Source organism: Tunturiibacter empetritectus (genome assembly GCF_013410875.1).
Lineage (GTDB): Bacteria > Acidobacteriota > Terriglobia > Terriglobales > Acidobacteriaceae > Edaphobacter > Edaphobacter empetritectus.
On record NZ_JACCCU010000002.1, the window covers coordinates 744,814 to 771,355 of the forward strand.

The window sequence follows — 26,542 nt, forward strand, 5'->3', positions numbered from 1 at the left end:
TCCTTGTTCTTCGTCAGGAGAGTCACGTTACGAACGGTTGTCCTGTTTCCGTACACTGCGCCACCTTGCAGCTAGATCTCCGGGTAGAAGTCGAAGAACGCGTCGATGCTCATCCGCAGCTGCGCCTCAATCTGCTCCCGGCTGCCCTCCAGCACATGCAGCGTCACATGCGCCTCGTTGCCGTTCTTCAGGGTTACGGGCGCCTCGCCCACGGACGCGATCTCATCCGCAGGTAACAGCCTCATTCCATACACCAGGGTCAGGTTTGCCATAGTCTCAATTGTTTCACTAATCCCGCCAAAAACCCCGCTTTGCATCTTTTCCCCCCGTGGCGCATTTACACTAGTGGAGCTAATATGCCCGAAAACATAACGCACGACACTGTCATCCTCGGCTCAGGCTGCGCCGGACTCACTGCCGCCATCTACACCGGCCGCGCCAACCTCAAGCCGCTCGTCCTCGAAGGCCACGAGCCCGGCGGCCAGCTCTCGATTACCACCCTGGTTGAAAACTTTCCCGGCTGGCCCGAGGGCGTGCAAGGCCCCGACCTCATCGAGAACATGAAGAAACAGGCTGTCCGCTTCGGCGCCGAACTCCGCCTCGCCCATCTCAGCTCCATCGACCTCACCAAGCGTCCCTTTGCCCTCAACCTCGGCAAGGAGACCATCCACACCCGCACCCTCATCATCGCCTCAGGTGCCAGCGCACGATGGCTGAATCTCCCCTCCGAGCAGGCCCTCATCGGCCACGGCGTCACCTCCTGCGCCACCTGCGACGGCTTCTTCGCCTCAGGCAAGGAGATCGCCGTCATCGGCGGCGGCGACACCGCCATGGAAGAGGCTCTCTTCCTCACCCGCTTCGCCACCAAGGTCACCATCATCAACCGCAGCGAGAAGTTCCGCGCCTCCAAGATCATGCTCGACCGCGCCATGGCTCACCCCAACATCCGCTTCCTCTCCAGCACCGTCGTCGAAGAGGTCCTCGGCGTAGAAGAGAAGGACGTCAAGGGCCTCCGCGTCAAAAATCAGGTCTCCGGCGAGCAGTACGTTCTGCCCGTCGCCTTCATGTTCCTCGCCATCGGCCACATCCCCAATGCCGAAGCCTTCCGCGGCATGATCGACGTCGACCACGAGGGCTACATCCAGACGCGCAACAACGTCTTCACCACCCATAACGGCGAGATCATCCCCGGCGTCTTCGCCTGCGGAGACATCCAGGATCGCCGCTACCGCCAGGCCATCACCGCCGCCGGCTCCGGCTGCATGGCCGCCCTCGAGGTCGAAAAGTACCTCGAAGAACACGGCCGCTGATCGAGTAAGCTATCCGGGACGATCTTCGCAGGAGAACCGACGCACGATGAAGATTGCAGGTCCGATAGTCTGGAGTAGTCCTTCGACATGGCCTTGGATGGTTTACGCGTGGGCGGCATTTGCGTTAATCGGCGCAGCTAAACCAGCTTGGCATTGGTTACAACGGGGCAGAGGAGAGAGTTGGCCACTTGCCGATGGACGGATCGACTCTGCACAAATCTCGAAACCTGGCTTCTCCTTAACCGTCAAAAGCGGTCACTATCTAGCGGAGCTCCTCTACTCCTACTCTTTCGCTGGCGTCAGCTACTCTGGCCGTTACACTCGCGACATCCCCGCCGCAGAAGAGGCCGACGAATTCATCCGCGATCTTCAAGGTAAGGCGATAGCAGTTCACTACAACCCGGAAAAGCCTTCACGTTCTGCTTTGCTCGAACGCGACGTCGAATTGTTGCTTCAGAGCCGCACACCAGTACCTCTCGCGTCGTTGCCACCACCAAGGTCAATACCGTCGTCGATCAGCTCCCTTCTTCCAATCTTTATTGCTCTCTCCGTCGTAGGTCTCGTATTGAGTCTGTGGGTCCATCTCGGCGCCGTGATGGGGAAGCGTGTAGCTCCCGAATCCTTTTTCTGGATTCTTCACATGGGAGTCTTCGTTGTGTGGCTGCCTGCAGTGCTAGTTGCCCAAAGACTCGTTGGGACTACGAACCGCAAGGATTTCTGGAAGGTCGTCTTAAGAAATTCCCCTGACTGGATGCGTTACATGGTCTACGCCTTTGGAGGGTATGCAGTGGTCAACTTTCTTTTGTTCATGGTCAATGCTCCCAATGGAGAAAATGGTACAAATCCTCCTGCGACAGTATGGAGAGGATTCTCCGGACATTGGATGGCTTTTTATTCAGCCGCCTTAGCTATCTTGTACAGTGCATCGCGAAGCTCGGCACCCATCGATCACTCATGACGACCATCTCTCAAATGAGTAAAAGAACACGGCCGCTAAACTGCAACCTGGTCGATTGACCCGCCCTCAACACCCCTGCGAGACTCACCCCTATGCAATACAGCGGCAAGGTCGAATATGCTCAGCAGCGCAAGATACGCGAACGCAACACCGCCCTCTACCGCCTCGCCCACTGGCCCATCTGGATCTGGGTCTTCTTCCTCGCCCCCGGCCCGCTGACCTTCTCGCTCTTCGCCCACGGCTTCGGAAGCGGCAACCTCACCTGGCTCATCGCAGTCCTCATCGGCACCGGCATCGCCGCCCTGCGCGGCAGCCTTCCCGGCTCCGAGCCGCGCCCCTACATCCTTCGCTTCGACGAGGACAAGCCCAACCCCCTCTACCGCCGCGTCTGCTACACCTTCGCCTGGAGCGCAGTCCTCACCTTCGCTCTCCTCAACCTCACCGGACTCCTCCTCGCCGCAGCCATCGGCCACTGGTATATGCAGCAGATCTACCACTACGCCTACTTACCTCTCTGCGGAACCATCCTGCTCTTAGGCGCTCTGGGCGTACTCCCTCGCGTCCGACCCTCGACCAAAGGCGAAGGAACAGAACGCCGCTACTTCTACGGCTCCGTCTGGGCCGTAACCATCTCACAAGCCATCCTGCTGCTCTTCTGGAAGACCCTCCCCGCAACCCGCGCAGCCAACCTGACGAAACTAGCCATCTTCGCCGCTTCCCTCCTCCTCATGGGCTTAGCCGCCTATCGAGGCACTCTCCCCGCACCCGCCCCATCGTCCCCGGCGAGCTCATGGTCGCCGACTAAAAAATATAAAAACAAAATGCGACACATAGTCGAAATCTGATATAGTCGGATTCCGACCATGAAGCCCGACCCCAGCCACAACCCGCCGCTCGCCCCTGCCACGCTTCACATCCTTCTGGCACTTGCCGCCGAAGACCTCCACGGTTACGGCATCATCCAGGAGATCTCGCGCCAGTCACACGGGCACTACAAACTTGGCCCTGGCACACTCTACGACAATCTCAAAAGGCTCATGGACCACAGACTCGTCATCGACGCTCCAAAATCTTCTCTCTCTGAGGATGAGACCCGCAGACTCTACCGCCTTACCGCTCAAGGCCGCACTGTTCTCTCCGCAGAGATAGACCGCCTGCACAACGTAGTACGCGAGGCAAGACAGACGCTCAACGAAAAGAGGCCGCGCAGAGTATGAACTCGCCTATCCGTCTCTTCTATCGCGCCCTCCTTCATCTCCATCCCTACTCCTTCCGGGATCGCTTTGGCGAAGAGATGCTTTGGATCTTCGACGAGCAGACCCGCGAAGGCCGTTCCTTCCAACTTCTCTTCGACGTCATGCGTTCGCTCTTCGTTCAACATCTCGACGCCCAGCTTCACCCCCAGCCACAGCTCTCTGGCTTCTACTCGGAGATCTCTTCGACGCCTCCCCTGCGCCGAATCGTCCATGCAGCGTTCCTCTCCATCGTTGCCGTATCAACTTACACCCATCTCTTCGGCCCGCAGGGTCCGCAACCAAGACTCTCCCACTCTCCCCTGGTCTCCTCCTCCAGAGTTCATCACAGCTTCACTTACTGGCATCTCTATCGAATCGACGTCAATCCTGCCGTCTATGCCAATCTCAACATCTCTTCGTCTGAAAGATCCCTCTCAACCCGCAACCCACAATCCCCAGACCCAAGATAAGAGATCCAAGATAAGAGACCCAAGATAGGAGATCCAAGATGAAGCGACTGGCCCTGAGACTTATAGCCATCACACTCTCTGCTGCAAGCCAGCTCCAAGCTCAAAATCCCGTCGGCTCCTGGCAAGCCACACTCCCTGGTGACTCGCAAAAACTCCGCATCCTGCTGAAGATCGACAAGGGCGAGACGAGCGGAATCGCTGGCTCCTGGAAAGGAACTATTTACAGCATTAGCCAGACGCGCAAAGGCTACCCCACGACAACCCTCACCATCACAGGCGCTCTTATCAAATTCACCGTCGACGACTACCACGTGTCGTATGAAGGAACGATCTCTCCAGACGGAAACTCCATCGCCGGAACCTTCACGCAGGGCAAGTCCCAACCCCTCACCTTCCACCGTGCCACCGAAGCCACCGCATGGCCGCTCGACCCCACGCCGCACAAGGTCCAGTTCGTTCCCGTCGAAGCAGATGTCAAGCTCGAAGTACTCGACTGGGGAGGCACCGGCCGCCCACTCGTCCTCCTCACAGGTCTGGGCAACGACGCCCACGTCTACGACAAGTTTGCCCTCAAGCTAACTGCGAACTACCACGTCTACGGTCTTACCCGGCGCGGCTTCGGCGACTCCAGCGCACCACCCCCCACCGTAGCCAACTACAACGCCGACCGCCTCGGAGACGATGTCCTGGCTGTCATCAGCGCCCTCAAACTAAATCACCCCATCGTCGTCGGCCACTCGATCGCCGGCGAAGAGTTAAGCTCCATCGGAAGCCGGCACCCGGAAAAAGTCGCCGCACTCATCTACCTCGATGCAGCCTTCCCCTACGCCTTCTACAACCACGCCAACACCGACTTATTTCTGGATATGGTCGACGTCAGAACACAGATCGATGCGCTCCAGGCAGGCGCTGTGCTGGAGCCGAAGTTTGTGGACAACATGCTGACCAGTGTCGCCCAACTCGAAAAGGATCTACAGAAAACAAAAAATGACCTGGCGAAGATGCTCCCTCCATACCCGCCGCCGCCTCCGCCGCTTGGTTTAGCGATCATGTTCGGGCAGCAAAAATACACGCAGATCCCCGCTCCCATCCTCTCCATCGTGGCGTGCCCGCATGACTTCGGCGATAACTTCCACTTCCACACCACTCCGGAAGGGAAAGCAGCGATTATTAAAGAAGACGAGGCTCGCTGCACGGCTCAGGCGGACGCATTCCAGTCTGGCGTACCATCAGCTCACATTGTTCGCCTGCCAAACGCCGACCACTACGTCTTCAAATCGAATGAAGCCGACACCCTCCGTGAGATGAACGCATTCATCGCGACTCTCCCAACAAATTGAGGTGCTGCTCAAGAATTCGGTTTTCAGTCATAATCGCGTCCCGCTGCCGTCATTCGGAGCACCCCACAACATTGTCATCCGAGCCCCCTGAAGTCCTCATCCTGAGCGAAGTGACTCACGGCACTTTGTGAGCCACGCAGTCGAAGGATCCCCGTATTTCGTCTTCGCCTCCAACTCCCTCCCTCCAACTCCCTCCCTCCCTCCCTCCCTCCCTCCCTCCCTCCCTCCCTCGAACTACGAAAACCGCATTGGCTAGCGATGGATGCACCACCAAGCATAAAATTCGCAGGTTATGCTGAAGGAGCCGAGTTCCGTTCCATCCCATGCTCAAAAAGATAACCCTCCTGCGCGAGCGAGTCGAAGACTGGACCGTCTACCCCTTCTCCGTCCCGACCATCGCCTCCTTGCCCGAAATCTCGATCCACTCCCGCATCGCCTTCTTCGCCGGAGAGAACGGAACCGGCAAATCGACTCTCCTCGAAGCCATCGCCGCCCACTACGGCTTCGGTCCCGAAGGCGGCAACCGAAATCTTCAGTTCGAAACCAGCGACAGCTCGCGATCTGTCGAACGACTTACGCGATCTTTGCGGCTTTCATTCGATATACGCACTGGAAAGGGATTCTACTTTCGTGCGGAAAGTCTATTCAGCCTTGCGACGCAGATCGACGAATGGGACAAGGATCCAGGCTCAGGCGGAAGGATCATTGATAGCTATGGTGGGGTTTCACTCCATAACCATTCTCATGGGGAGACGTTCTTTACAGTTCTCGACAACAAGTTCCGTAACTCTGGCCTCTTCCTCCTCGACGAACCCGAAGCCGCCCTCTCCCCGCAGCGCCAGCTGTCTTTCCTCATCCTCATCCGGGACACTCTCCGCCAGTACAAAGACGCCCAGTTCCTCATCTCCACCCACTCCCCCCTCCTTCTCGGCTACCCCGGCGCGCAGATCTTCTCCTTCGACGACGGCCACCTCCACGAGATCTCCTACGAGGACACCGCATCCCTTCAGATCGTCCGCCGTTTCACCAACGACCGCGACAGCTTCCTGGAGGAGCTCTTCGCGGAGCCCCCTTCCCTCTTCGGAGAACCCGACAAGCCGTAGCTCATGGCCCAAGGCAAAAAACCACCACGCACACCACCAAAACGCCAGCAAAACACCATGTCAAGTCCACAAAACGCAAACACCCGCGCCAGCACTGAACAATCACGTGGCGTATGAGTTATGCAGCAATCTCTATAATGGATGTAGGGGAAGATGTACACGAAACATAGGTGGATAAGTTCTACGCCCTTTTCATCGCTCTAACCCGTTCAGAAACAATATTTTGCAAGTAAGTCTTTTTGATGGAATACTTTACAGCCGCATACCCTCTGCAAACCACTCCATCCAAACACTTTACGCCCAAGATACCCCTCAAGGGGGAGGGGGGAGGTGTCAGGGGACGTCTAGAACTTGTGAAACATGAAAAACGCGCCGGTGATCAGGCAGCCGAAGGCTGCAAGTGCTAAACGATAAGATGCAAAGAGCATGTCCATCGCCGGAAACCTCGAACACCTTCACCAACAGATCCACGAAGCCTGCCGACGAGCCAACCGCTCCGACAGCGAAGTAGCCCTGATGGCAGTCAGCAAAGTCCGCCCGGTCGAGGTCATCCTCGAAGCCTACACCGCCGGCCAGCGCCTCTTCGGCGAGAACCGGGTACAGGAGTTTCAGGAAAAGTCCCAGCACCTCACCGCATTGAACGACGCCGAGTTCCACCTCATCGGCCCGCTCCAATCCAACAAAACCGCCCGCGCAGCCGAGCTGTTCCACGCCATCGACGCCGTCGACTCGCTGAAGATCGCACAACGGCTCGACGCGGCCGCCAAAGCACTGGGAAAGAAGCTGCCGATCTTGATCGAGGTGAAGCTGAGCCACGAGGAGTCCAAACATGGCCTCGACCCAGCCGAACTACCCGCTCTGCTCGCCGCGATAGAGCCGCTGGAGTCGGTAGAAGCCGTAGGCCTGATGACGGTTCCACCGTGGTCCGAGGACGCAGAGCTGGCAAGGCCCTACTTCCGCGACCTCCGCAAGCTGAGAGACCAGTCAGTCGCCAGCTTCCCGAAGCTGACCCAGTTGTCCATAGGCATGTCGAACGACTTCGAGGTAGCGATCGAAGAGGGCAGCACCTGCGTCCGCGTTGGAACCGCCCTCTTCGGCAAACGGATCGTGGCCAGCGCAGGATGAACTCCGAGCCCAGAGCAGGTGAGCTCCATCGCGGCCTCTCCACCAGCGCTGCGCTGGGCCTCAACATCATCGACATGGTCGGAGTCGGCCCATTCGTCACGCTGCCCCTGATCGTCGGGGTCATGGGTGGACCGCAGGCGATGCTCGGCTGGCTGATGGGGGCCCTCCTCTCCCTCTGCGACGGCCTGATCTGGAGCGAACTCGGCACCGCCTATCCGGAGGCCGGCGGCTCTTACGCCTACCTGAAGCACCTCTATGGAGAGAAGACCTGGGGGCGGGCATTTTCTTTTCTCTACGCCTGGCAGGTCCTGATCAGCGCCCCCCTCTCGATCGCCTCCGGGTGTATAGGATTCGCACAATACCTCTCTTTCTTTCTTCCGAACACGAGCCGTCCATTCGCCTCCACCTCGCTGCTCGGTGTTCCGGTGGTGTTGAGCGGACAGACGCTAATTGCAATGAGCGCGTGCGTAGCCGCCATGATCATTCTGCACCGCAGTATCTTCGCCATCGGCCGAATCGCACGCTGGCTCGGAGTTGCCGTAGGTCTCACACTTATCTTGCTGATTGTGGTTGGATTTACCCACTTCAACCCGCATCTGGCCTTCGACTTCCCAGCCGGTGCCTTTCATATCAACTCGGCATTCTTCGCCGGCCTCGGCGCTGGGATGCTGATCTCTGCCTACGACTATTGGGGCTATTACGGGATATGCTTTCTGGGCGCTGAGGTCCGCGATCCCGAAAAGACTATTCCCCGAGCCGTACTGGGCTCAATCGGCGTTGTCGCGACACTCTATCTGCTGATGAACATAAGCGTTCTTGGCGTACTCCCATGGCGTGAGATGGCACAGAATACCGACAGCCACGCCCGCATGTTCACGATGGCAGTCTTCATGGAGAAGCTGTACGGGCATGCCGCCGCCGGAGTAATTGTTCTGCTAATCGCTTTTGCAGCGCTTGCATCCGTGTTTGCGCTATTGCTTGGATATTCGCGAATTCCGTTTGCCGCTGCTCGGGACGGTAACTTCCCCTCATGGTTTGGAGTTGTACATCCAAAATATCGAGTCCCAACGCACTCCCTGTTGACCCTGGGCGGCATAACCCTGATGTGTTGCATCTTCAGGCTTCAGGAGGTCATTACGACTCTTGTAGTAATTCGCATCTTGTTTCAATTTCTTTTGCAGGGAACGGCCGTGCTGCTGCCGAAGCATCGTCTCGCGCGTAAGACGCAAGGGTTTCGGATGCCGCTGTACCCACTGCCAGTATTGCTGGCGCTAAGTGGATTTGTCTTTATTCTCTTTTCGAGACCGAACTTCTTGCGGGAGATGAGGACAGCCGAACTAATCCTGGTAGCAGGCTCCATTGTCTATGCGCTGCGCTACATCAGCATCCGAAGGCGGACAGAAAAGAACTAGCGCAGAAGCCAATTGGAATAGATTTGATAACTCATTAGGTTTCGCCAGTTGAGACCCTTGGGTTTGAGAAAAAAATCATTTTAGACAGGCAATTATGGCCTGTTCGTCAACTCATGCTACCGAAAGTTATATGTGAGACCTGTACTAATTCTAATATTGTTTTGACGGTCGTTCGCGGCGTTGGGGATCTGCGTGTAGACATAGTCAAATTGAGCGATGGTCATGCCCAGCTTTCGCTTTAGTCGAGTGCTTACGCCTCCTCCTGCAGCTAAACCAAACGAGTTGCGATTGATCGTGAATTGAAAATTGACATCCTCTTTCGCTCCGCCAAACAGTACTTCGCCATAAGGTACGAAACGACTTGAATTTCGGCGAGAGTACCGCACGCCAAAGAGATAGTTAATAATAGTGATGTTCTGCGAAGTGTTATCCACATTGTTAGCGTGGGCTACTGCGATATCGGCCACTGCGGCCCACACGGGCGTCACGTTCATTAATATAGTTCCACTGCCTCCATTGAGCGAGAAGCAACCACACTGACCCGGGGGTGCGTTCGCATGGAAGTAGTTATAGTTGGCACCCACCTCGAACCGCGGGATTTCGTAGTTGTTTCCACTCGTCGATATGGCCTGGGCATGCAGAACCCCGGACAAAGCGGATAGAAGTGTCAGCAGCAGGACGCTTCGAAGATGCATCATTCCTCTCCTACTGAACAATCAAAGTGGCGGTTGCGGCATGTTGGACGGGACCTTCGACACCGGTTACCGTGACGGTGTAGGTTGTGGGGGTGAGAGTAAAGTACCCACCTGCGCAGCCGCTAAGTGCAGCGATTGGTAAAAGAGAGCCGAGTGCCAGCAAGGCAAGCATCAAAGTGCGAGGCAGCTTCTTGCGCAACTTTCGGATTGTTCCGAGCCCTAGAATTCCCAGCATTCCAGCAACGATTGGCAGCTCGTTTCTTGTGTCAGGCGCGCCTTGGAGTGGATGGTTTTCTGCACGGAGGGAGCTACTGGTTTGAATATTAAGAACAACTCCAGTGACTCCGCTGCCAGCAGCTACCGTGGATGGAGTAAGAGTATAGGTTGAACCTGGCGGTAGGCCTGCGACCGTTAGTGTCACATCATTGAGGAAGGTCGTAGCACTAATGGGGGCAAGACTAAAGTTATAGCTGGTCGTCGATCCCGGGAAGACGTTCTGGCTGGTGGGGCCACTGTTTGTGTTTGTAAAATCTTCCACGACGTCATTCGCAGGTGCCGACGTACTAGGAGCAAAGGAACTATCTCCCGAATAAATTGCTATGATCTGATGCGAGCCCGTGGCGAGCTTGGAAGTAAGGAGAGCCGCATTAGCATTAGTGCTAAGCGACACAGCAACACCTCCGTTCGATGAGAGAGTAGCTGTTCCCAGTATGGTCGTGCCATCCATAAACGTTACCATTCCTGTAGCATCTGGGCTCGAAGCGGTGACGTTGGCCGTGAAGGTAATTCCGGTTTTGATTAGTTGGGCAGGCGTACTTTCAGTGATAGTGATGACGGTTGGGATCTTACTGATGACCTGAACTAACACCGAAGAGATCGATGAGCTATAGCTCGAGTTGCCCCCATAGGATGCGGTGATGGGATGAGAGCCGATCGTCAATGCAGATGTGGAAAAGATCGCGACTCCTGAGGTATTGACTACTCCAGTTCCCAGGGTGGTTGAGCCATCGAGAAAGGCCACCAAACCAGTTGCACCAGGATGTACGGTTGCAGAGAAAGTTATAAGCTGACTAACTGCCGATGGATTAGCCGATGACGTCAGGGTCACAACAGTTGCTGTCTTTCCTACCGTGACGAGAGTAGGTGGCGACACAGCCGGGTTATTATTCGCGTCTCCTGAGGTGGCTGCAGTAATGGAATCAACTCCTAGCGGAAGCGATGGGACCGTAAGAGTGGCAACGCCATTAACAATGGTTGCCGAACCTAATGGAGTCGTACCGTTGGAGAAAGTAACTGTACCCGTAACGCCTGCCGGAACTGTCTCGCTAATAGTCTCAGGTGTATCGATGGGTAGGTTAGACGACGACACAACGGGCGGGGGCAGAATCGGCGTATTTTTCCCGACGGATTGAGTGAGGCTTGCGGTTGCGGAGTTGTTATTGGTATCTCCATTGTAGGTCGCAGTGATTATGTCGTTGCCTGTCGACAAGGTGGAGGTTGAGATGGTTGCAGCTCCACTCGATATCGTTGAGGTGCCGAGGAGAGTTGAACCACTGGTAAAGGTCACCGTGCCAGTTACACCAGATGGAAGCGAGGCGGTGAAAGTCACAGACTGATTCACCGCAGATGGGTTGGCGGAGGAGGTTAGAGTTACGGCCGGACTAGCCTTGGTCACGTTCTGTGTGGTAGTGCCAGTGGCCGGGTTGTCATTTGTGTCGCCGCCGTAGGAGGCTGTGATCGGATCACTGCCCACCGGGAGCACCGTTGTGGTGATTGTCACGGTTCCAGTCGTAGGATTTACTGTGCCAGACCCCAACGTCGTACCGCCACTAGTAACCGTTATTGTGCCCGTTGTGCCAGGAGGCACGGTCGTCGTGATGGTAACCGGGTTTCCATAGCTGCTCGAACCAGAGGTAGTGACGATAACGGTTGGCGTAGCTTTGTTAACTGTCTGGGTCAGAGTTGCGACTGCAGAGTTGTTGTTCGTGTCGCCGTTGTACGTAGCTGTGATCGGGTCAGAGCCAATTGGGAGCGTCGAAGTACTTACACTAGTTACACCGTTTACTAATGTGAATGTACCTAGAACAGTCGACCCACTAGAGAAGATTACTGTTCCGGTCGCGCTCGGTGGAAGGGATGCTGTAAAGACAACTGCTTGATTAGCGGCCGATGGGTTGATCGACGAAGAGAGGATCTCTTGAGGAGAGGCCTTGGTGACAGTCTGGGTTGTGGTGCCTGTTGCTGGGTTGTTGTTTGTATCGCCCCCATAAGAGGCCGTGATCGGATCGCTGCCTACTGGAAGTGTGGTCGTAGTGACCGTCACCGTTCCAGTTGTGGGATTCACTGTTCCTGAACCAAGAGTTACGCTGCCGCTAGTGACCGTGATCGTGCCGGTTGTACCAGGAGGAACAGTCGTCGTTATTGTGACTGACCCGCCATAGGTGCTGGATCCAGAGGTGGTCACCGTCACAGGTGGCGTATTTTTTCCGACAGACTGGGTGAGGCTTGCGGTTGCGGAGTTGTTATTGGTATCTCCATTGTAGGTCGCAATGATTATGTCGTTGCCTGTCGGCAGGGTAGAGGTGGAGATGGTTGCAGTTCCACTCGATATCGTTGAGGTGCCGAGGAGAGTTGAACCACTGGTAAAGGTCACCGTGCCACTTACGCCAGATGGAAGCGAGGCGGTAAAAGTCACAGACTGATTCACCGCAGATGGGTTTGTGGAGGAGGCCAGCGTTACGGCCGGAGTGGCCTTGGTCACGTTCTGTGTGGTAGTGCCAGTGGCTGGGTTGTCATTCGTATCCCCGCCATAGGAAGCAGTGATTGGATCGCTGCCAACAGACAGGGTCGACGTAGTGACGGTTACAGTTCCGGTTGTCAGATTTACTGTTCCAGAACCCAAGCTCGTTCCTCCACTGGTGATCGTTATCGTGCCTGTGGTACCAGGGGGGACCGTTGCCGTGATCGTGACGGGATTTCCATATGTGCTCGGACCAGAGGTAGTAACTACCACCGTCGGAGTCGCCTTATTCACGGTCTGGGTCAGAGTCGCTGTCGCGGTGTTATTGTTGGCATCCCCGTTGTAGGTCGCTGTGATCGTGTCGGGACCTATTGGCAGCGTTGTGCTGCTTATCGTTGCCACACCATTGGCCAAGGGCGATGTTCCCAGAGTGGTTGAACCGCTCACGAAGGTCACGGTTCCGTTTGCATTGGTCGGGACAGACGCGGTAAAGACCACAGACTGATTCGCCGCGGACGGATTGATCGACGACAAGAGCGTCTCAGTAGGAGATGCCTTTGTTACCGTCTGGGTCGTTGAACCCGTCGCCTGGTTATTGACATTGTCTCCACTGTAGTTTGCCGTAATCAGATCGCTACCTACCGGCAATACGGTAGTCGATATCGTGACTGTTCCGGAAGTTGACGTGACAGAGCCCGATCCCAGCGTTACACCACCACTCGTGATCGTGATCGTGCCAGTTGGGCCGGCCGGTAGAGACGCGGTAATTGTGACGGAATGGCCGTAGATGCTCGAGCCGGAGGTTGTAACTGTCACCGATGGATTTAACTTTGCAACGACTTGAGTCAAGGTAGAGCTGGAAGCATTGTTGTTCCCATCTCCGCCATATGTCGCAGTGATGAGATTATTGCCAAGCGGAAGCGTCGAAATAGTGAGTGTGGTGACCCCATTCGTCAACGTTGAACTCCCCAGAAGGGTCGAGCCGCTTGTGAATGACACTGTACCAGTCACATTTGCCGACAACGTATCTGTGAAAGTGACCGTTCCCCCGGGCAGCGAGGGATTTACTGACGATGTCAAGGTCGAGGTGGGGCTGTTTTTAGCTACAGTCTGGGTAGTAGTCCCCACGGCCGAGTTGTAGTTGCCATCTCCGCTATAAGTGGCGGTGATGAGATCGCTTGGCGGCGACAGCAGCGTCGTAGTTATTGATACTGTACCGCCAGCGACGGTTCCCGAGCCAAGAGAGAGGCTGCCACTCGTAAAGACAACTGTGCCCGTCGCATTAGTCGGGATCGAAGCTGTGATCGTAACAGTGGCGCCGTAATTGCTAGGCCCAGAGGTTACAACATTTACAGTCGGTGTCGCTTTATTGACGACCTGAACGAGGACGGGGGACTTATTAGAACCATATTGTGCGGTGATATTATGGCTGCCCACCGAGAGACTAGAAGTTGCGAGTGTTGCGTTGGCATTGGATATGACACCGCTTCCGATGCTCGTCGTGCCATCGAAGAAGGTTATTGTTCCGGTTTTTCCAGTAGCTACGGTCCCAGTGAAGGTAACAGATTGCGAATAAATTGAGGGATTGGGTGAAGAACTTAGCAGGACATTAGAAACTGTGGCCGTAACCGTATTCGAATTACTGGGGTTGTAGTTTGAGTCTCCAGCAAATGCGGCCGAGAGGACGTCGGCTCCCACTGGCAGCGCGGTTGTCGTTAGTGTGGCGACTCCGTTCACCAAGCTTCCAGAGCCAAGAAGGGTAGTCCCGGTAAAGAATTGAATGGGCTCATTGTTGGTCGTCGTAGTCGGCGGTCCAACCGTGTAGGGGGACAGTACAGAAGTCAACACTATTGATTGCCCGGGCAAGATTGCTGAAGTTGAAGATGCCGTCAAAGTGAGTGCGGTATTTACTGGTGCGGCAGTTAGCGGCACTGTGGCAGACAGGCTACCTATGTAGATAGAGTCACCAGAGTAACTCGCATCCACTTGATGAACGCCACTGCCAAGTGGAAAGACAGCTACATGAGTGAGGGCGGAGGCAACGGATGTCTGCTGGACCTGACTCAACGAAACCGCTGCACGAGGCGTGTCCGCATCGGTTCCGATGAGATCTGCATTGCCGTCGTTGTTATAGTCTCCGGCATTTACGGCGTATGTCAGTGCGAAGCCACCTATGCCAGGCTCCTGATAGTTCTGAAAAGTTCCATCACCATTGCCCTGATAAACGAGCGCGCCAGTACTACCTCCTGCAATGATGTCAGGAATTCCATCTCCGTTCACGTCAGCAAGGTGAGGATCAGACGGGATGTCTGATACGTAAGTTGTTGTCTGAAAGTTACCTTTTCCATCTCCGAGGAGAACGAAAAGACTGTTGCCGACGTTGTTATTTCCGCTACCCGGTCGAGTGATGGAACTAGCTACAACATCCGGGAAGTCGTCTGCGTTTGTATCACCGGCGGTAAGAAATTCACCTATTTTGGTTGCCACAGGTGACGTTGGCACCTGAAATGTGCCGTCACCATTACCAAACGCGAGGTATAGGTCTGACAATGAACTGTTGGGCGATGCGGTATCGACTGCATAGGCCACATCGTCTTTGCCGTCCATGTTGAAGTCTGCAACAACCACCCCATGTGCGAGAGCGGGAGTGAGAAGAGGTACTGTCTCGGGAACAAACTTGCCGCTTCCATCGCCAATAAAAATTGTGACATTCTGCTGTGACTTATTGGAGAGTGCTATATCCAGGAGACCATCGCCGTTGAAATCTCCAATGGCAATACTCGCGACATCGCCCGTTGGATAATAAACTGGTGTTTTAAATTTGCCGTCCCCGCTGCCGAGGATGATCACGAGACCACCATTCGTTCCGTCGGAGCAACCAAGGGCGATATCAGTGACACCGTCCCGATTGAAATCAGCAAGGAGAATCTGAAGCGCTTTTCCTACGATGCAGCCAGAGTAATTTACCTTCGGCTTGAAAGTTCCGTCCCCATTTCCAAGAAGTACAGAGATTGTCTGCGCAGCGTCTCCGGTTACGACATCCAGGTTGTTGTCGGTATCGAGATAGGCCGACGCAATTGCCACAGACCGCAGGGTTGTTCCATTTCCCCCTATTGCAAATGGCTGATTTTGAAGAAAGGTTGTCGAGAGCGTAGATACCGTTAGGTTCTCAGTACCGAGCAGACTGTTACTTGTGCTGGTGTCTAGAAACGAGATAGTACCGGTGGGACCTGTATTAAGCGAGCCAAAACCTGCCACCGTTCCTGTGAGGCTGTAGTTTCCGACTGTACCTGTAGAAGCCAAAGTTAGGGTCGAACCATAAGTTCCCGTAACTGCATAGCTGACTGTATTCGACTCACTAGCGGCATAAATATTATTCGCTTTAAATACCGCTTTATAGCTGTGATTTCCAATCGGTCCACTACCGATCTTTACGGATGCGGTTGCAGCCGGAAAGGTCAGTTGGGCAATACCCAAAGCAGAGTTATTTTCGCAAAACTTTGCTGTCGCCTCACAAAAAAGCACCAAGCCGGCATTGATTGGCGAGTTTCCCGCTGTAACGGTTGCCGTCAAAGTAATGGGCGTTTGATAAGCAACCGAAGTAGCTGAGATTGCCAACGTCGTGACAGTTGGCGTTGGATTGGGCGTTATTCCAAAGGCCGCGGAGGAAAGAATTGACATCAACACGAGGGAAAGAAAAACTCGTGTGCGGCAAGTGCTTATAAATACCGAGACAGGAAAACAAGGCGAACGGTGAAACAAGCGCTTCATAGGGTCCCCTTGGCTCGTTACTTCAACCAAACTTTAGTACCCACCGTAACCTTCTGACTGAGCAGTACCTATTACACGAAAGTTGCACCATAGCGATGTCTCGTTTGGCCCGAGTCACGCTAGGTGCAGTTTGAGAAGTCCAAATAAAGTGGAATGGCAAAGGATTTGCTTGCGGCCAGCTAAATCACTGCTATGCAGTAGTTGGGAGGAGTTTTCAAAATGAAGGAGCACGACGATACGGCGCCTAGATATGGCGAAGGTCGGAATTATTAGAGCGAGAGCTATTTCCGATGCACGTCGGAGTGCCAGGTGGATTGGAGCGGAAGCGCTGCCCGAGAATTACTCCTCTATGACCGCCTTGACCAGATTTCTGGGCCGATCAACATCGATGCCGCGGCTGATCGCCAGTGAGTAGGCAAGCAGCTGAAATGGAACGACCTCTAGAATGGTTGAGAGTAAATCGTTGCTCGCGGGAATAAAGAGGCAGGAGTCGCTGCACTGAGGGACCTCCTGATCACCCTCGGTCGCCAAAGCGATAATTCTTGCACCTTGTGTCCGCATGTCCTTCATCAGCTGAAGGACCTTGGAGTAGCGCAACAAGGAGTCGGGATCGCCAGAGTCAGCAGTAGCAATCATGATTAGCGGAGAGTCCTTGCTCACAAGAGCGTTGGGGCCATGCTTCAACTCGCCCGAAGGATATCCTTCTGCATTTAAATAGGCGGACTCCTTAAGCTTGAGCGCGCCTTCCCGGGCGATCGCATAGTGAGCACCGCGACCGAGGTAAAGCAGCGTCCGAGAACTTGCCAGCTGAGGCGTCAACGCCTCAATCTGTCTCTGCCATTCCGGCAATGCGGCTTGAAGGAGGCTCGGGATCTCCTGAAGCTGGCGGCCGTGCGCTTCGGCAGCCTGGAGCGTCATGCGCCCGCGAACGCGAGCCAAGTGAAGGGCGAGAGAATAGAGTACTGCGAGCTGCGTGGTAAAGCTTTTCGTTGCCGGAATGGCATTCTCGACGCCGGCGAAAGTTGGCATTGAAGCGCTCGCTTCGGTTGCCATACTGGAACGAGCATTGTTGGAGATTGCGACGGTGGCAAGTCCCCGGGCCTGGGCTTCTCGGAGAGCGGTTAGTGTATCGGCCGTTTCCCCGGACTGGGAGATCACGACAACACCGGGGTTATGTAGCGTATGCGTTGAGCGATAGCTATATTCACTTGCGTATTCGACATCGACAGAGATTCCAGCCAGATCTTCAAGCATGATTTCACCGGCGAGACCTGCGTGTCGGCTAGAACCACTGGCGGCAATAACAAGCCGTTCTCGCCCTCCGAGTGCATCAAGAACCGGTTGAAACATCTCTGCTGTCGAGATGCCGCCTGGAACATATCGCTCGATCGTCGCGGCAAGGGCCTGGGGCTGCTCATAGATCTCGCGCAGCATGGCGTGAGGAAATGTCACAAGCTCCTGAGGAATGGGCGTCGGTTCTGTCATTTGCTTTGGCATCCCAATGGTTTAGCTGCGGTTACGAATGGCTGGAGTAACTGACCGTTGAAGACAATATGTGCATTTCTCGAGAGCGGCAGCTTGAATTACGCTGGACGCCGAATTTGACGGTGGATTACTTCGCCTGGAGAACAAATCTTATATCCTTTAACTTGTATGTACGACTATACTGGACTTGCGATATAGATGATAGTGCTTGTTTACAAAAAGTAGTACCGCTGGCTTATCGCCTTCACGGGGTTCCGCGCGAAGGTTTAGAACATGGTTAACTAGAGTTTGCGTTCAGCGTGGAGTCGACGAAAGGGCAGCAATGGTTAGTACGATAGCGGCACGGAGACTCATAAGTTCAGGCCTGGTGATCGAGTATCCGTTGGTAACAGTGGAAGATGGTCGCATCAGCCAGATAGCCAGTCTGAATGCCGCTGATCATGAACGGGTGCAGGCAACACATAGCTTTCGTGAGGCCACCCTGGTACCAACGTATGTCGACATACATATTCATGGTTGCGCTGGACAAGACGTTATGGAAGCCGACTCGAAAGCGCTAAACGCGATTGGATCCTACCTTTCCAGCCGTGGCGTCGGAGCATACTTTCCAACTACAGTGACGTCTCCGACGGACGAGACTCTACGCTCTTTGACGGGACTCGCGACTGAGATCAGGCGGTGGGCTGAGTCTGCCGGCCATGGTGCTACTCCGTTAGGGATACATCTGGAAGGGCCGTTTCTCTCGCATTTGAAGCGAGGTGTACATACGGATGCCTTGTTGGAAGCGCCATCTATCTCACTCTTCGATCGTTTCTGGCAGGCAGCAGAGGGCCAAATTCGCCTTATGACGATTGCTCCCGAGTTGCCCGGAGCGATTGAATTGATCGCGCACGCAACTGCACTGGGGGTTCGTTGCAGCATGGGACATAGTGACGCCAAGGTCTGCGAGGCAGAGGCGGGCTTTATAGCTGGAGCGCGTTCCGCGACCCATACATTCAATGCAATGCGGGCTATCGACCATCGAGAGCCCGGACTAGCGGCCTATGTGCTGGACAAGCATTCTCTGTTTGCCGAGATTATCTGTGACGGCATTCATGTAGACCCCTTAATGGTTCGGCTGTTCTTCAAAGCCAAAGAGAGAGACCGCATCATTCTGGTGACTGATGGCATGAGTGCTACTGGAATGCCAGACGGAACTTATATGTTGGGCGATATGAATGTGGAGGTGCGTGATGGGCGTTGCACCTCCGATGGTGTTCTTGCAGGCAGCGTATTGACTCTCGACCGCGGAGTACAAAACCTCATGAACTTTACCGGAGCAAACCTGGGGACAGCTGTCGCTGCCGCATCACGAAACCCTTCTCGACTGATGGGCATTGATGACAGCTGGGGTAGCCTGGAAGAGGGCCGCACGGCCAACATCGCCGTACTATCATCGTCAGCCGAGGTCATACAAACCTTCTTGTCGGGAAGATCGATGATTGCTTGAGGAGAATCACTAACTCTTGCGACAGACGAACCGAATCTGTGACTTCTACCACTCGTTTTGACGAAATGTGTATAGACAACCGAAGCGGGATAGGACTACAAAGACTAGGACGCGAATTAGTTCAACATCGTATATCGCAAGATGCTGGCTGAAACTGCCATCTTCCATCAGTGTGAGTATGTAGACACGATGTCGGAACGTCTCAGGAGATCGAGTGCCGAAGCCTCAAAATCAATCTGTTTCAACAATTCGTCCTTTGGATAAGAGCGGTTTCATACCGTTGTATTACCAGATTCAGCGAGCATTAATGGAAAAAATTCACTCGGGAGAACTTTCGACCGGGGACCCCTTGGCCTCCGAGGAGGAGCTGGCGCGAATCTACCAGGTTAGCCGAATGACAGCGCGGCAAGCGCTACACGGGTTGAAGACCAGCGGCTTCGCCGTAAGCCAGAAGGGGCGCGGCACATTTGTTACCCGGCCTAAACTTGAGAAAAACATCATGCATCTGCGTGGCTTTACCGAAGATATGAAACATCTCGGTATGGTTCCGAGTTCAAAGTTGATCGAGCAAACCGTCATAAAGGCTACTGCGGAACTGGCGGAGCAGTTGAAGGTCGAAACGGGCGAGATCGTAATGCGGCTGCGGCGATTACGTCTGGCCGACGGAATTCCGATGGCGCTTGAAGTGTCGCATATCCCATTAAAACAATTTCCAGGCCTTGAAAAGATCAACTTTGCCAAGCAATCTCTTTACTTCGTACTTCGCGAAACCTTTGGCGTGCGCGTCGCTTGGGCCGATGAGGTAATCGAGGCGCTCCCCGCGACTCGCGAAGAATCTGACTTACTTACAATTCCCAAGAAGGCGAGCATCCTTTCCGTCTCGCGGACAATCATGACGACCGAAGAGACGCCAATCGAAGTAGCATGCTCTCGATACCGCGGTGACCGCTATCGGGCTTCCATCCGTGTCCCAACCACAACTATTGAGTAAGAGCGGCGCTCTGAGAATGCAACGCCTCGGCTAAGTCCAGGTTGCGATGCCCTCTGATCGCGAAGAAGAAAATATACGCGTAGCAGAGTAGAACAATCGCGAAGCTGTGCTGATAGCCGAGCGTATCGGCGAGAAAGCCCTGAATCTCAGGGATAACGGCTCCACCGACGACCATAGTAATTAGAATTCCAGAGCCCTGGCTCGTGAATCTTCCCAAACCCTTTACCGCCAGCGGAAAGATGCAAGGCCACATGACCGAGTTACACAGGCCGCAAAAGACTACGGCCCACATTGCAATGTGTCCATGTGCTGCGACCGTGAGAGTGATGAGGACAGCAGCAATCAGCGAGACGACGGTAAGTGCCCTTTGAGCTCGAATCCAGCGCATCGCGAAATAGCCGACAAAGCGGCCTATCAGGGATAGTCCCCAATAGTAGGAGACGTATCGCGCGGCGACCTCGTGGCTCAAGCTTCCCATCGATGGCTGGCCAAGATAGGTGATCATGATGCTTCCAATGGCAACCTCGGCTCCTACGTAGAAGAAGATAGCAAGCGCACCCAGCCTTAGATGGCTGAAGCTCCACGCGCTGCCATCAGTCCCGGATTTGGAGCCGCCCTTTTCAATGACGTCGGGTAACTGCACGAAGGCTGTGATGACTGCCATAGCAAAGGCGCAGATTGCGAGAATGAGATAGGGCTTACGCACAGAGTGGGCGAGCTGCACTGTAGAGGCACCGGCGGCTATGAAGATAAATGCGGCGCCAACTCGAGGAGCGGAAGTTGTAGCAATCGAGTTGAAGAAGCCCGCCAGATTTAGTCGGGAAGCCGCAGTCTCCGGAGGTCCCAATGCGCCCACGTAGGGATTAATGGCTACCTGGAGGAGCGCAAGTCCGCTGCCGACGACAAACAGAGCGAAGAGGAAGAGTGGATAAAAGATGATGATGGACGCGGGCAGGAAGAGAAGCAGGCCACAACCCATAACTGACAGCGCGACCACAATGCCCCGCTTGTAGCCGATCCGTCCAACGATCCATCCTGACGGAAGCGACATAACGAAATATGCTCCGAAGAAGCAGAACTGAACCAGCAGCGCAGTGACGTTGGTGAGATGAAAGAGATCTTTGAAGTGTGGAACCAGGATGTCGTTCAGCGCGGTGATGAAGCCGATGCCAAAGTACAAAGAGACCATCAGCATGAGTGGAACGGTGTAATTCTTGCTGCTGGTCTCGACCGTGGTGATCGAGCGTTCTCCCGCGACTCCAAGCGCCATTTCCATCCCCTGTTTGTGCACGAACTGTCTTTTTATATGTCTAGATGACTATACTGTTTCGACGGATTACTTGCTTGAAGATTGAATCCCCGTTTGCCTGGTCACTTGCACAAACCGATTCGTAATGGTCTCGGGGCGGGTGATGGCGGAGCCGATAACAACGGCGGTGGCCCCCAGGTCCAGTGCGTGGCGGGCCTCTTGGGGGTGGGTGATGTGGCCTTCGAGGAGTATGGGGATAGTCAAGCGGGCCACCAGGGATTGGAGCAAGAGCCAGGAGGGAGAGCGGATGCCGGCGGTCTCAGCGGTGTAGCCGTACAGAGTAGTCGCGACGGCGTCGGCTCCGGCGCGCTCGGCGGCAAGGGCATCTTCCAAGGAGGCGATGTCGGCGAGAACAGGACGGCGCAGCTCGGTGTGGATGCGGGTGATGAGTTCTGGCCACGGTTCGGGGGCGGTGAGGCGGCGGCCGGTGCAGTCGAGCGCGACGATGTCGGCTCCGGCGTCAACGATGACCCTGGCGGAGTGGAAGTCGGGGGTTATGTAGACGTCTCCGTTGGCGTCGTATGTCTTGATGATGCCTATGATGGGGAGCTGCGTGAGGGTGCGGAAGGCGGCAATACGAGTTGTGCCTTCGGCGCGGAGACCGCCAGCTCCGCCGCGCAGGACCGAGGTTGCGATTCGGGTGAGTGTTTCGAGATCGTCCAGCGGATCGCCTTCTGCAGCCTGACAGGAGACGATGATGCGGCCGCGGAGGAGATGGAAGGGCGAGTTGAATGAGGGGTTCGAGCCTTGAGACACTTGATGCTTCCTTGAATGCGGCTGTCTGGCTATTGATGGGGAAGACACGACGCCGTAGGAAACAGACTATCTGCAAATCGCGTTATTGTGGATGAGGGAAAAAAGGAGCGAGATTTGAGACAGATTGATCGGCGTGGATTTATCTTCGGTTCGGCGGCTTTGACGGTGGCGGGGAGGGCTGGGTTTGCGGCCGGAAAGGATGGGGGGCGGCTGCTGGTCGGGACTCAGACCTCCGGCTCGAGCAAGGGGATCTATTCGTACTCCTTTGCGTCGTCGACGGGAGATTTGACGGCGCTCAGCCTTGCGGCTGAGGCGGAGAATCCTACGTTTCTGGCGCTGGCTCCTGACGGGAAGACCGTCGTCGTGGCGAATGAACTGGATAAGTTCGAGGGCAAGGACGGCGGGGCGGTATCGACTTTTACGCTGGATCGAACTAAGACGCGGTTGTCCAAGGTCAGTCAGGTTGCCTCCGGGGGAGGGGGGACCTGTCACGTCGCGTTCGACCGGACTGGCAAGGCTGCGTTTGCTGCGAACTATGGCGGGGGCAGCGCGGCTTCGTTTGCGGTGGGAGCGGGCGGTGCATTGAGTCCCGCAGTTTCGTTCTTTCAGTACAGTGGACATGGACCGAATGCGGAGAGGCAGACGGCTCCTCATGCCCATCGCGTGACGGTGTCTCCTGATAACCGGTTTTTGCTGGTCAACGATCTGGGACTGGACACGATCCACATCTATCGGCTGGATGCGGCTACGGCGAAGCTGGTGCCGAATGAGCCGGCGGCCTGGAAGTCTGCTCCGGGGGCTGGGCCTCGGGCGCTGCGGTTTCATCCGAACGGCAGGGTTGCGTACTGCGTCACCGAGATGACGTCTTCGGTGGTGGTGCTGCGATGGGACTCTGCGCGCGGGGCGCTTGAGACGGTGCAGGAGGTGGTGATGAGGCCTGCCGACTTTTCGGGTGTGAGCTCAGGGAACGATATCGTCATCGATCGGGAGGCAAAGTTTGCCTATGCGACCGACCGGTTTGACGACATTGTGGTCATCTTTGCAATCTCGCCGACCGATGGGAGGCTCAGCGTGGTGGACCGGATACCGTGCGGAGGCAAAGTTCCACGTCATCTGGCGCTTGATCCGAGTGGCCGGTGGCTGCTGATTGCCAATCAGGAGTCGGACAATATCTCGGTGCTGGCGCGTGATGAAAAGACGGGAAAGCTGACGGATGCGGGGAAGAGTTTTCCTTTGTCGCGGCCGCAGTGCCTGGTGTTTGTCTAGTTCCTCCCTTTGAATCTCCTTTCCCCCTGGTACCCCCTCCCCCCCCGAGGGGTATCTTGGCGGTAAAGTTATTCTATTCAGTAATTTGCAGAGGGGTGATGTCTGCAAAATGTAGAAACCAGAAGGCTTGTGCCTAAAATACTTGTTATCAATTAGTTAGCACGGCAACAAAAAGCCCCGGCTTAGAGCCGGGGCTTTTTATCTATGTATCAATTATAGCGTCTGGCATGTAACTTATACGCCACGCGTAATGTACTGAATTGAATTGGGTTATGCGATTTGGAGGCTTGACAGAGTTTTGGTCTTCGCGACTAGCCGAGCTCCTTTGAAAGATCGTTTTGATCGGGCTTTCTTTAAGCTTTAAGTACGCCCTGCGCGGGCGGCGGTCACTTCGTGACTTGTATACCCTCTGGTTGGCGCTCCCGTTGTTCGCGAAGAAAGATGACTTGCGACTTTGAGAGCGTAATTTTTGTTATTGCGACTTAGCTGTCTAACCGGTTAGGTGGTATAAAGATCTCGCATCCAGGAAGACGGGCAATAGAGAGCGGGATACGCCGATGAAGGATCGACAGAGCGATGTTGCTGTCAGGGCTGCACTTGCGAAGCTTGTCGCTTCCCTCATTGGTGGCCACCTGGCGCTCGACTTTTGCAATACGGCGGCCGAGCATCTGGCCGAACAGCCTGACGAGCTGCTTCCGGACTGGGAGTCGTTTGTCCGATGGACGGTTCAGGTTGGGTTGATCGAGCCTGAGTTGTACTGCGAACTGGTGGAATCTTCGTCGCCTATCGATGAGGTTTGGGAGCTTCGAGAGGAGATCTACCATGTTGGGCTAACGCTTGCCCTGGGAGATCCGGTTGCGGAAGACGACTTGGTGGCGATTCGCGAAGAGGCGAACGCGCCGAAACCGATAGTTGTGAGTCTCGGAGGAGGGCTCCATTGGCGGCCTGATCCGCAGTTCGCATCGATGCAGCTGAGGGCGATCCTGGCGGGGGAGGCGCTGTTTTTGTTCTGTTCCCGGAGGTCGGCTCGGATCGGTATCTGTGGAGGCGGCCTTTGCGGATGGCTCTTTCTCGACGAGAGCCGAGGGAGACGCAGACGCTGGTGCGACATGAAGGACTGCGGCAACCGAGAGAAGGCTCGCCGGTACTACCGGCAACAGCAGAAGAGCAAATAGGGAGACTGACACTATGTCGGTGCTGACCGGCGACGAGAGGGAGCAATAAGCTAATTGGAATGAGATGTTTATGGCCGAACAGTTTTTTGGCAAAAAGGTTCGGAAGGTTGTGAATGGTGGAGACCTTCGGGATCCTTCGCGACGCCCAGGATGACGGCAAGGGCAAGGGTGATGACAAGACAACAGCAGATCCCCTTCGGGCATGACAACAAGAAAGCGGGGGCAACAGCGACGATAAGGTGGCATTACTGACGAGGTAGGCCCTCCTCGGGCGGGAGCGCGGAAGGCTGGTTTTTGGTTGCGGAGGCAGTCTTCGGGTGGATTGTTATTCCCTCGTGTTCGGGCAGATTCGTTGTACGAGGCTGTTTGGGGCGTGGGACCAAAAAAAAATGCAAAAGAGAGTGTACCCGGAGGAACTATCACTCTCTTGAAGGCTAAGGTTAACCCCTTTGTAACGTTGAGTTGCCAAAACGGGACTGTTTTTGGCACTTTTTCGTGCGGCCAGGCAACCCCGAAAAGGGTTGACAAGGTAGTCTAGGTATGGTGAACCGGAGCTCATTTTAGTGCATAAAAAATACCCTTTAATGGTTGTTTTTCTTATACTTAAGGGATGGAACAGAGACCCGGAAACGACCGTACGGCAATCCTGACAGGAAGGGCTCGAACCGCTGTTACTCTGGCGGCGATGGTAGTTCTGTCTGCCTTTGCGACGGATAACGCTAATCCGGCATCGGCTCGACCTACCGACCCCGTGCCGGTAATGCACGATGTCACCACATCGGAGATTGTGAACACGGTATCGGTCCCCAGGCGCACGGTTTTGACCCGAATTAAGAGTGGGCTGGCAAGTTGGTATGGCGAGGTATGGCAGGGACGCCGGACTGCCAGTGGACGGATCTTCGACATGAACGAGATGACGGCAGCGCACAAGACGCTTCCGTTCGGCAGCAAGGTGAAGGTGACCGATCTGCGAAACCAGCGGTCGGTGATTGTGACGATCACTGACCGAGGGGCGCTTTATCCGGGCAGGGTGATCGATCTTTCTCTTGGAGCCGCGAGACAGCTGCGGATGGTCAACACGGGGCTCGACCCGGTGAAACTGGAGCTGTTGAGCTTTCAGAACTAAGCCTTGCCAGGCTCTATCGGATAGATTCTTTAACTCTTTAAAGGGCGCCCTGCGCGGGCGGCGATCACTTCGTGACTCGTATACCCCTTCGGTTGGCGCTCCCGTTGGTCGCGAATAAGATCTTATGCCGACCGTCGGAAGGCCCGGGCGAAACCGGTAGACACGCCACGGCGTGACCGCCGCCCACAGAGGGCGCTGTAACCGGATCAGATTCTGGCTCTAGGACGAGCGATCCAGCGGAAGACCGGTGCCCCCCAGGCACCGATGGAGAGTAAAGCGCCAAAGAGAACAATCGCGTCGATGCTTTCGCGGCCCTCGCGAGACCAGTAGGCAGCGGCGTCAAGGTTCAGCCAGAGGGCGAACTCATCGAGGGTAAGGGCAGCGCCGATTCCGTAGACGAGAGCGAGGAGCCGGCTGAGGAGGATGGACATGGAGGTGTCTCCGGTCCCCACGCCCGCGATTTCAGCATAGCCGGAGATGAGAAGCAGGAGGATTCCCCAGACAAGATGGTGGATGTGGCGGCCGCCCATCTCGACGTACCCGAAGGGGCCGATGTGATGGGTGATGGAGGCGACCAGAAGACGCACGGCGAGAAAGGTGATGAAGAAGCTGACCGAGGCGAGGAAGAGGCGCCGCTGGGGGCGGTCGGGAATCTGCTGGCAGATAATCTCCCCGGCACTGGTGAGATGGAGGACGAGCAGGATGAGCGCGGTGACGACCGCCAGGAAGATGAGAAGGATCCAGGATCCGGCGAGGTGCATAGATAAGGATTATCACGCAGGGCGG

Annotated in this window: 21 protein-coding genes and 1 pseudogene; 14 read left to right on the forward strand and 8 right to left on the reverse strand. The window is 55.4% G+C overall.

The window, feature by feature from the left end:
* Nucleotides 1–71: 71 nt before the first annotated feature.
* Nucleotides 72–272: an allantoinase gene (locus HDF08_RS15295; protein ID WP_179639480.1), complete on the reverse strand. Its 201-nt coding sequence runs from the start codon at nucleotides 270–272 to the stop codon at nucleotides 72–74.
* Between the two features lie 84 nt (nucleotides 273–356).
* On the opposite strand from HDF08_RS15295, the gene trxB reads away from it, so the two are divergent.
* The 9 genes from trxB (at nucleotide 357) to HDF08_RS15340 (ending at nucleotide 8,953) form a co-directional block, all read left to right on the forward strand.
* A complete protein-coding gene (trxB, locus tag HDF08_RS15300) occupies nucleotides 357–1,310 on the forward strand; it encodes a thioredoxin-disulfide reductase (RefSeq protein ID WP_179639481.1) in 954 nt (317 codons plus the stop codon).
* A gap of 46 nt (nucleotides 1,311–1,356) precedes the next feature.
* On the forward strand, nucleotides 1,357–2,268 hold the full coding sequence (locus tag HDF08_RS15305; protein WP_179639482.1) for a DUF3592 domain-containing protein: 912 nt from the start codon (nucleotides 1,357–1,359) through the stop codon (nucleotides 2,266–2,268).
* A 92-nt stretch (nucleotides 2,269–2,360) separates the two neighbouring features.
* Nucleotides 2,361–3,113 carry a hypothetical protein gene (locus tag HDF08_RS15310; RefSeq protein WP_257031167.1) on the forward strand — a complete coding sequence of 251 codons (753 nt, stop codon included), beginning with the start codon at nucleotides 2,361–2,363 and terminating at the stop codon, nucleotides 3,111–3,113.
* Nucleotides 3,114–3,131: 18 nt separating this feature from the next.
* Nucleotides 3,132–3,485, forward strand: a complete 354-nt coding sequence (locus tag HDF08_RS15315) for a PadR family transcriptional regulator (protein WP_179639483.1) — start codon at nucleotides 3,132–3,134, stop codon at nucleotides 3,483–3,485.
* Nucleotides 3,482–3,973 (forward strand): hypothetical protein, encoded by a 492-nt coding sequence (locus HDF08_RS15320; protein ID WP_179639484.1) that lies wholly within the window; start codon nucleotides 3,482–3,484, stop codon nucleotides 3,971–3,973. Before HDF08_RS15315 ends, HDF08_RS15320 begins: the two co-directional genes overlap by 4 nt.
* Before the next feature lie 38 nt (nucleotides 3,974–4,011).
* Entirely contained in the window at nucleotides 4,012–5,313 is a 1,302-nt protein-coding gene (locus HDF08_RS15325; RefSeq protein ID WP_179639485.1) for an alpha/beta fold hydrolase, read from the forward strand.
* A 323-nt stretch (nucleotides 5,314–5,636) separates the two neighbouring features.
* A complete protein-coding gene (locus HDF08_RS15330; protein WP_179639486.1) occupies nucleotides 5,637–6,416 on the forward strand; it encodes an AAA family ATPase in 780 nt (259 codons plus the stop codon).
* A gap of 426 nt (nucleotides 6,417–6,842) precedes the next feature.
* Nucleotides 6,843–7,541 carry a YggS family pyridoxal phosphate-dependent enzyme gene (locus HDF08_RS15335; protein WP_179639487.1) on the forward strand — a complete coding sequence of 233 codons (699 nt, stop codon included), beginning with the start codon at nucleotides 6,843–6,845 and terminating at the stop codon, nucleotides 7,539–7,541.
* On the forward strand, nucleotides 7,538–8,953 hold the full coding sequence (locus HDF08_RS15340; RefSeq protein ID WP_179639488.1) for an APC family permease: 1,416 nt from the start codon (nucleotides 7,538–7,540) through the stop codon (nucleotides 8,951–8,953). The genes HDF08_RS15335 and HDF08_RS15340 overlap by 4 nt, the downstream gene beginning before the upstream one ends.
* Nucleotides 8,954–9,069: 116 nt before the next feature.
* Here the strand turns inward: HDF08_RS15340 and HDF08_RS15345 are convergent, their stop codons facing one another.
* From HDF08_RS15345 to HDF08_RS15355, 4 genes and pseudogenes are all read right to left on the reverse strand, one after another.
* Entirely contained in the window at nucleotides 9,070–9,651 is a 582-nt protein-coding gene (locus HDF08_RS15345; protein WP_179639489.1) for an outer membrane beta-barrel protein, read from the reverse strand.
* Between the two features lie 7 nt (nucleotides 9,652–9,658).
* A complete protein-coding gene (locus tag HDF08_RS15350) occupies nucleotides 9,659–15,472 on the reverse strand; it encodes an Ig-like domain repeat protein (protein WP_373563227.1) in 5,814 nt (1,937 codons plus the stop codon).
* Between the two features lie 255 nt (nucleotides 15,473–15,727).
* Nucleotides 15,728–16,159 (reverse strand): annotated as a pseudogene (locus HDF08_RS22205) (Ig-like domain-containing protein); the annotation flags it as partial.
* Nucleotides 16,160–16,498: 339 nt separating this feature from the next.
* Nucleotides 16,499–17,644: an SIS domain-containing protein gene (locus HDF08_RS15355; RefSeq protein WP_306459709.1), complete on the reverse strand. Its 1,146-nt coding sequence runs from the start codon at nucleotides 17,642–17,644 to the stop codon at nucleotides 16,499–16,501.
* A gap of 322 nt (nucleotides 17,645–17,966) precedes the next feature.
* On the opposite strand from HDF08_RS15355, the gene nagA reads away from it, so the two are divergent.
* Together nagA and HDF08_RS15365 are read left to right on the forward strand one after the other, a co-directional pair.
* A complete protein-coding gene (gene nagA / locus HDF08_RS15360) occupies nucleotides 17,967–19,133 on the forward strand; it encodes an N-acetylglucosamine-6-phosphate deacetylase (RefSeq protein ID WP_179639492.1) in 1,167 nt (388 codons plus the stop codon).
* 214 nt (nucleotides 19,134–19,347) lie between these two features.
* Complete coding sequence (locus tag HDF08_RS15365; RefSeq protein ID WP_179639493.1) at nucleotides 19,348–20,124, forward strand: GntR family transcriptional regulator; 777 nt, start codon at nucleotides 19,348–19,350, stop codon at nucleotides 20,122–20,124.
* Here HDF08_RS15365 and HDF08_RS15370 read toward each other — a convergent pair.
* Both HDF08_RS15370 and HDF08_RS15375 read right to left on the reverse strand, forming a co-directional pair.
* On the reverse strand, nucleotides 20,114–21,394 hold the full coding sequence (locus HDF08_RS15370) for a sugar MFS transporter (RefSeq protein ID WP_179639494.1): 1,281 nt from the start codon (nucleotides 21,392–21,394) through the stop codon (nucleotides 20,114–20,116). The two genes, HDF08_RS15365 and HDF08_RS15370, sit on opposite strands and share 11 nt — an antisense overlap.
* A gap of 66 nt (nucleotides 21,395–21,460) precedes the next feature.
* Nucleotides 21,461–22,189 carry an N-acetylmannosamine-6-phosphate 2-epimerase gene (locus HDF08_RS15375; RefSeq protein WP_179639495.1) on the reverse strand — a complete coding sequence of 243 codons (729 nt, stop codon included), beginning with the start codon at nucleotides 22,187–22,189 and terminating at the stop codon, nucleotides 21,461–21,463.
* Between the two features lie 114 nt (nucleotides 22,190–22,303).
* On the opposite strand from HDF08_RS15375, the gene HDF08_RS15380 reads away from it, so the two are divergent.
* The 3 genes from HDF08_RS15380 to HDF08_RS15390 all read left to right on the forward strand — a co-directional run bounded on the left by HDF08_RS15380 (nucleotide 22,304) and on the right by HDF08_RS15390 (nucleotide 25,756).
* The gene (locus tag HDF08_RS15380) at nucleotides 22,304–23,455 is read left to right on the forward strand and encodes a lactonase family protein (RefSeq protein ID WP_179639496.1); all 1,152 of its coding nucleotides are present in this window, start codon (nucleotides 22,304–22,306) and stop codon (nucleotides 23,453–23,455) included.
* A 557-nt stretch (nucleotides 23,456–24,012) separates the two neighbouring features.
* The gene (locus HDF08_RS15385) at nucleotides 24,013–24,630 is read left to right on the forward strand and encodes a CGNR zinc finger domain-containing protein (RefSeq protein WP_179639497.1); all 618 of its coding nucleotides are present in this window, start codon (nucleotides 24,013–24,015) and stop codon (nucleotides 24,628–24,630) included.
* Between the two features lie 610 nt (nucleotides 24,631–25,240).
* Complete coding sequence (locus HDF08_RS15390; protein WP_218884720.1) at nucleotides 25,241–25,756, forward strand: septal ring lytic transglycosylase RlpA family protein; 516 nt, start codon at nucleotides 25,241–25,243, stop codon at nucleotides 25,754–25,756.
* A 206-nt stretch (nucleotides 25,757–25,962) separates the two neighbouring features.
* On the opposite strand, the gene HDF08_RS15395 is transcribed toward HDF08_RS15390, so the two are convergent.
* Entirely contained in the window at nucleotides 25,963–26,517 is a 555-nt protein-coding gene (locus HDF08_RS15395; protein ID WP_179639498.1) for a hypothetical protein, read from the reverse strand.
* Nucleotides 26,518–26,542: the final 25 nt, after the last annotated feature.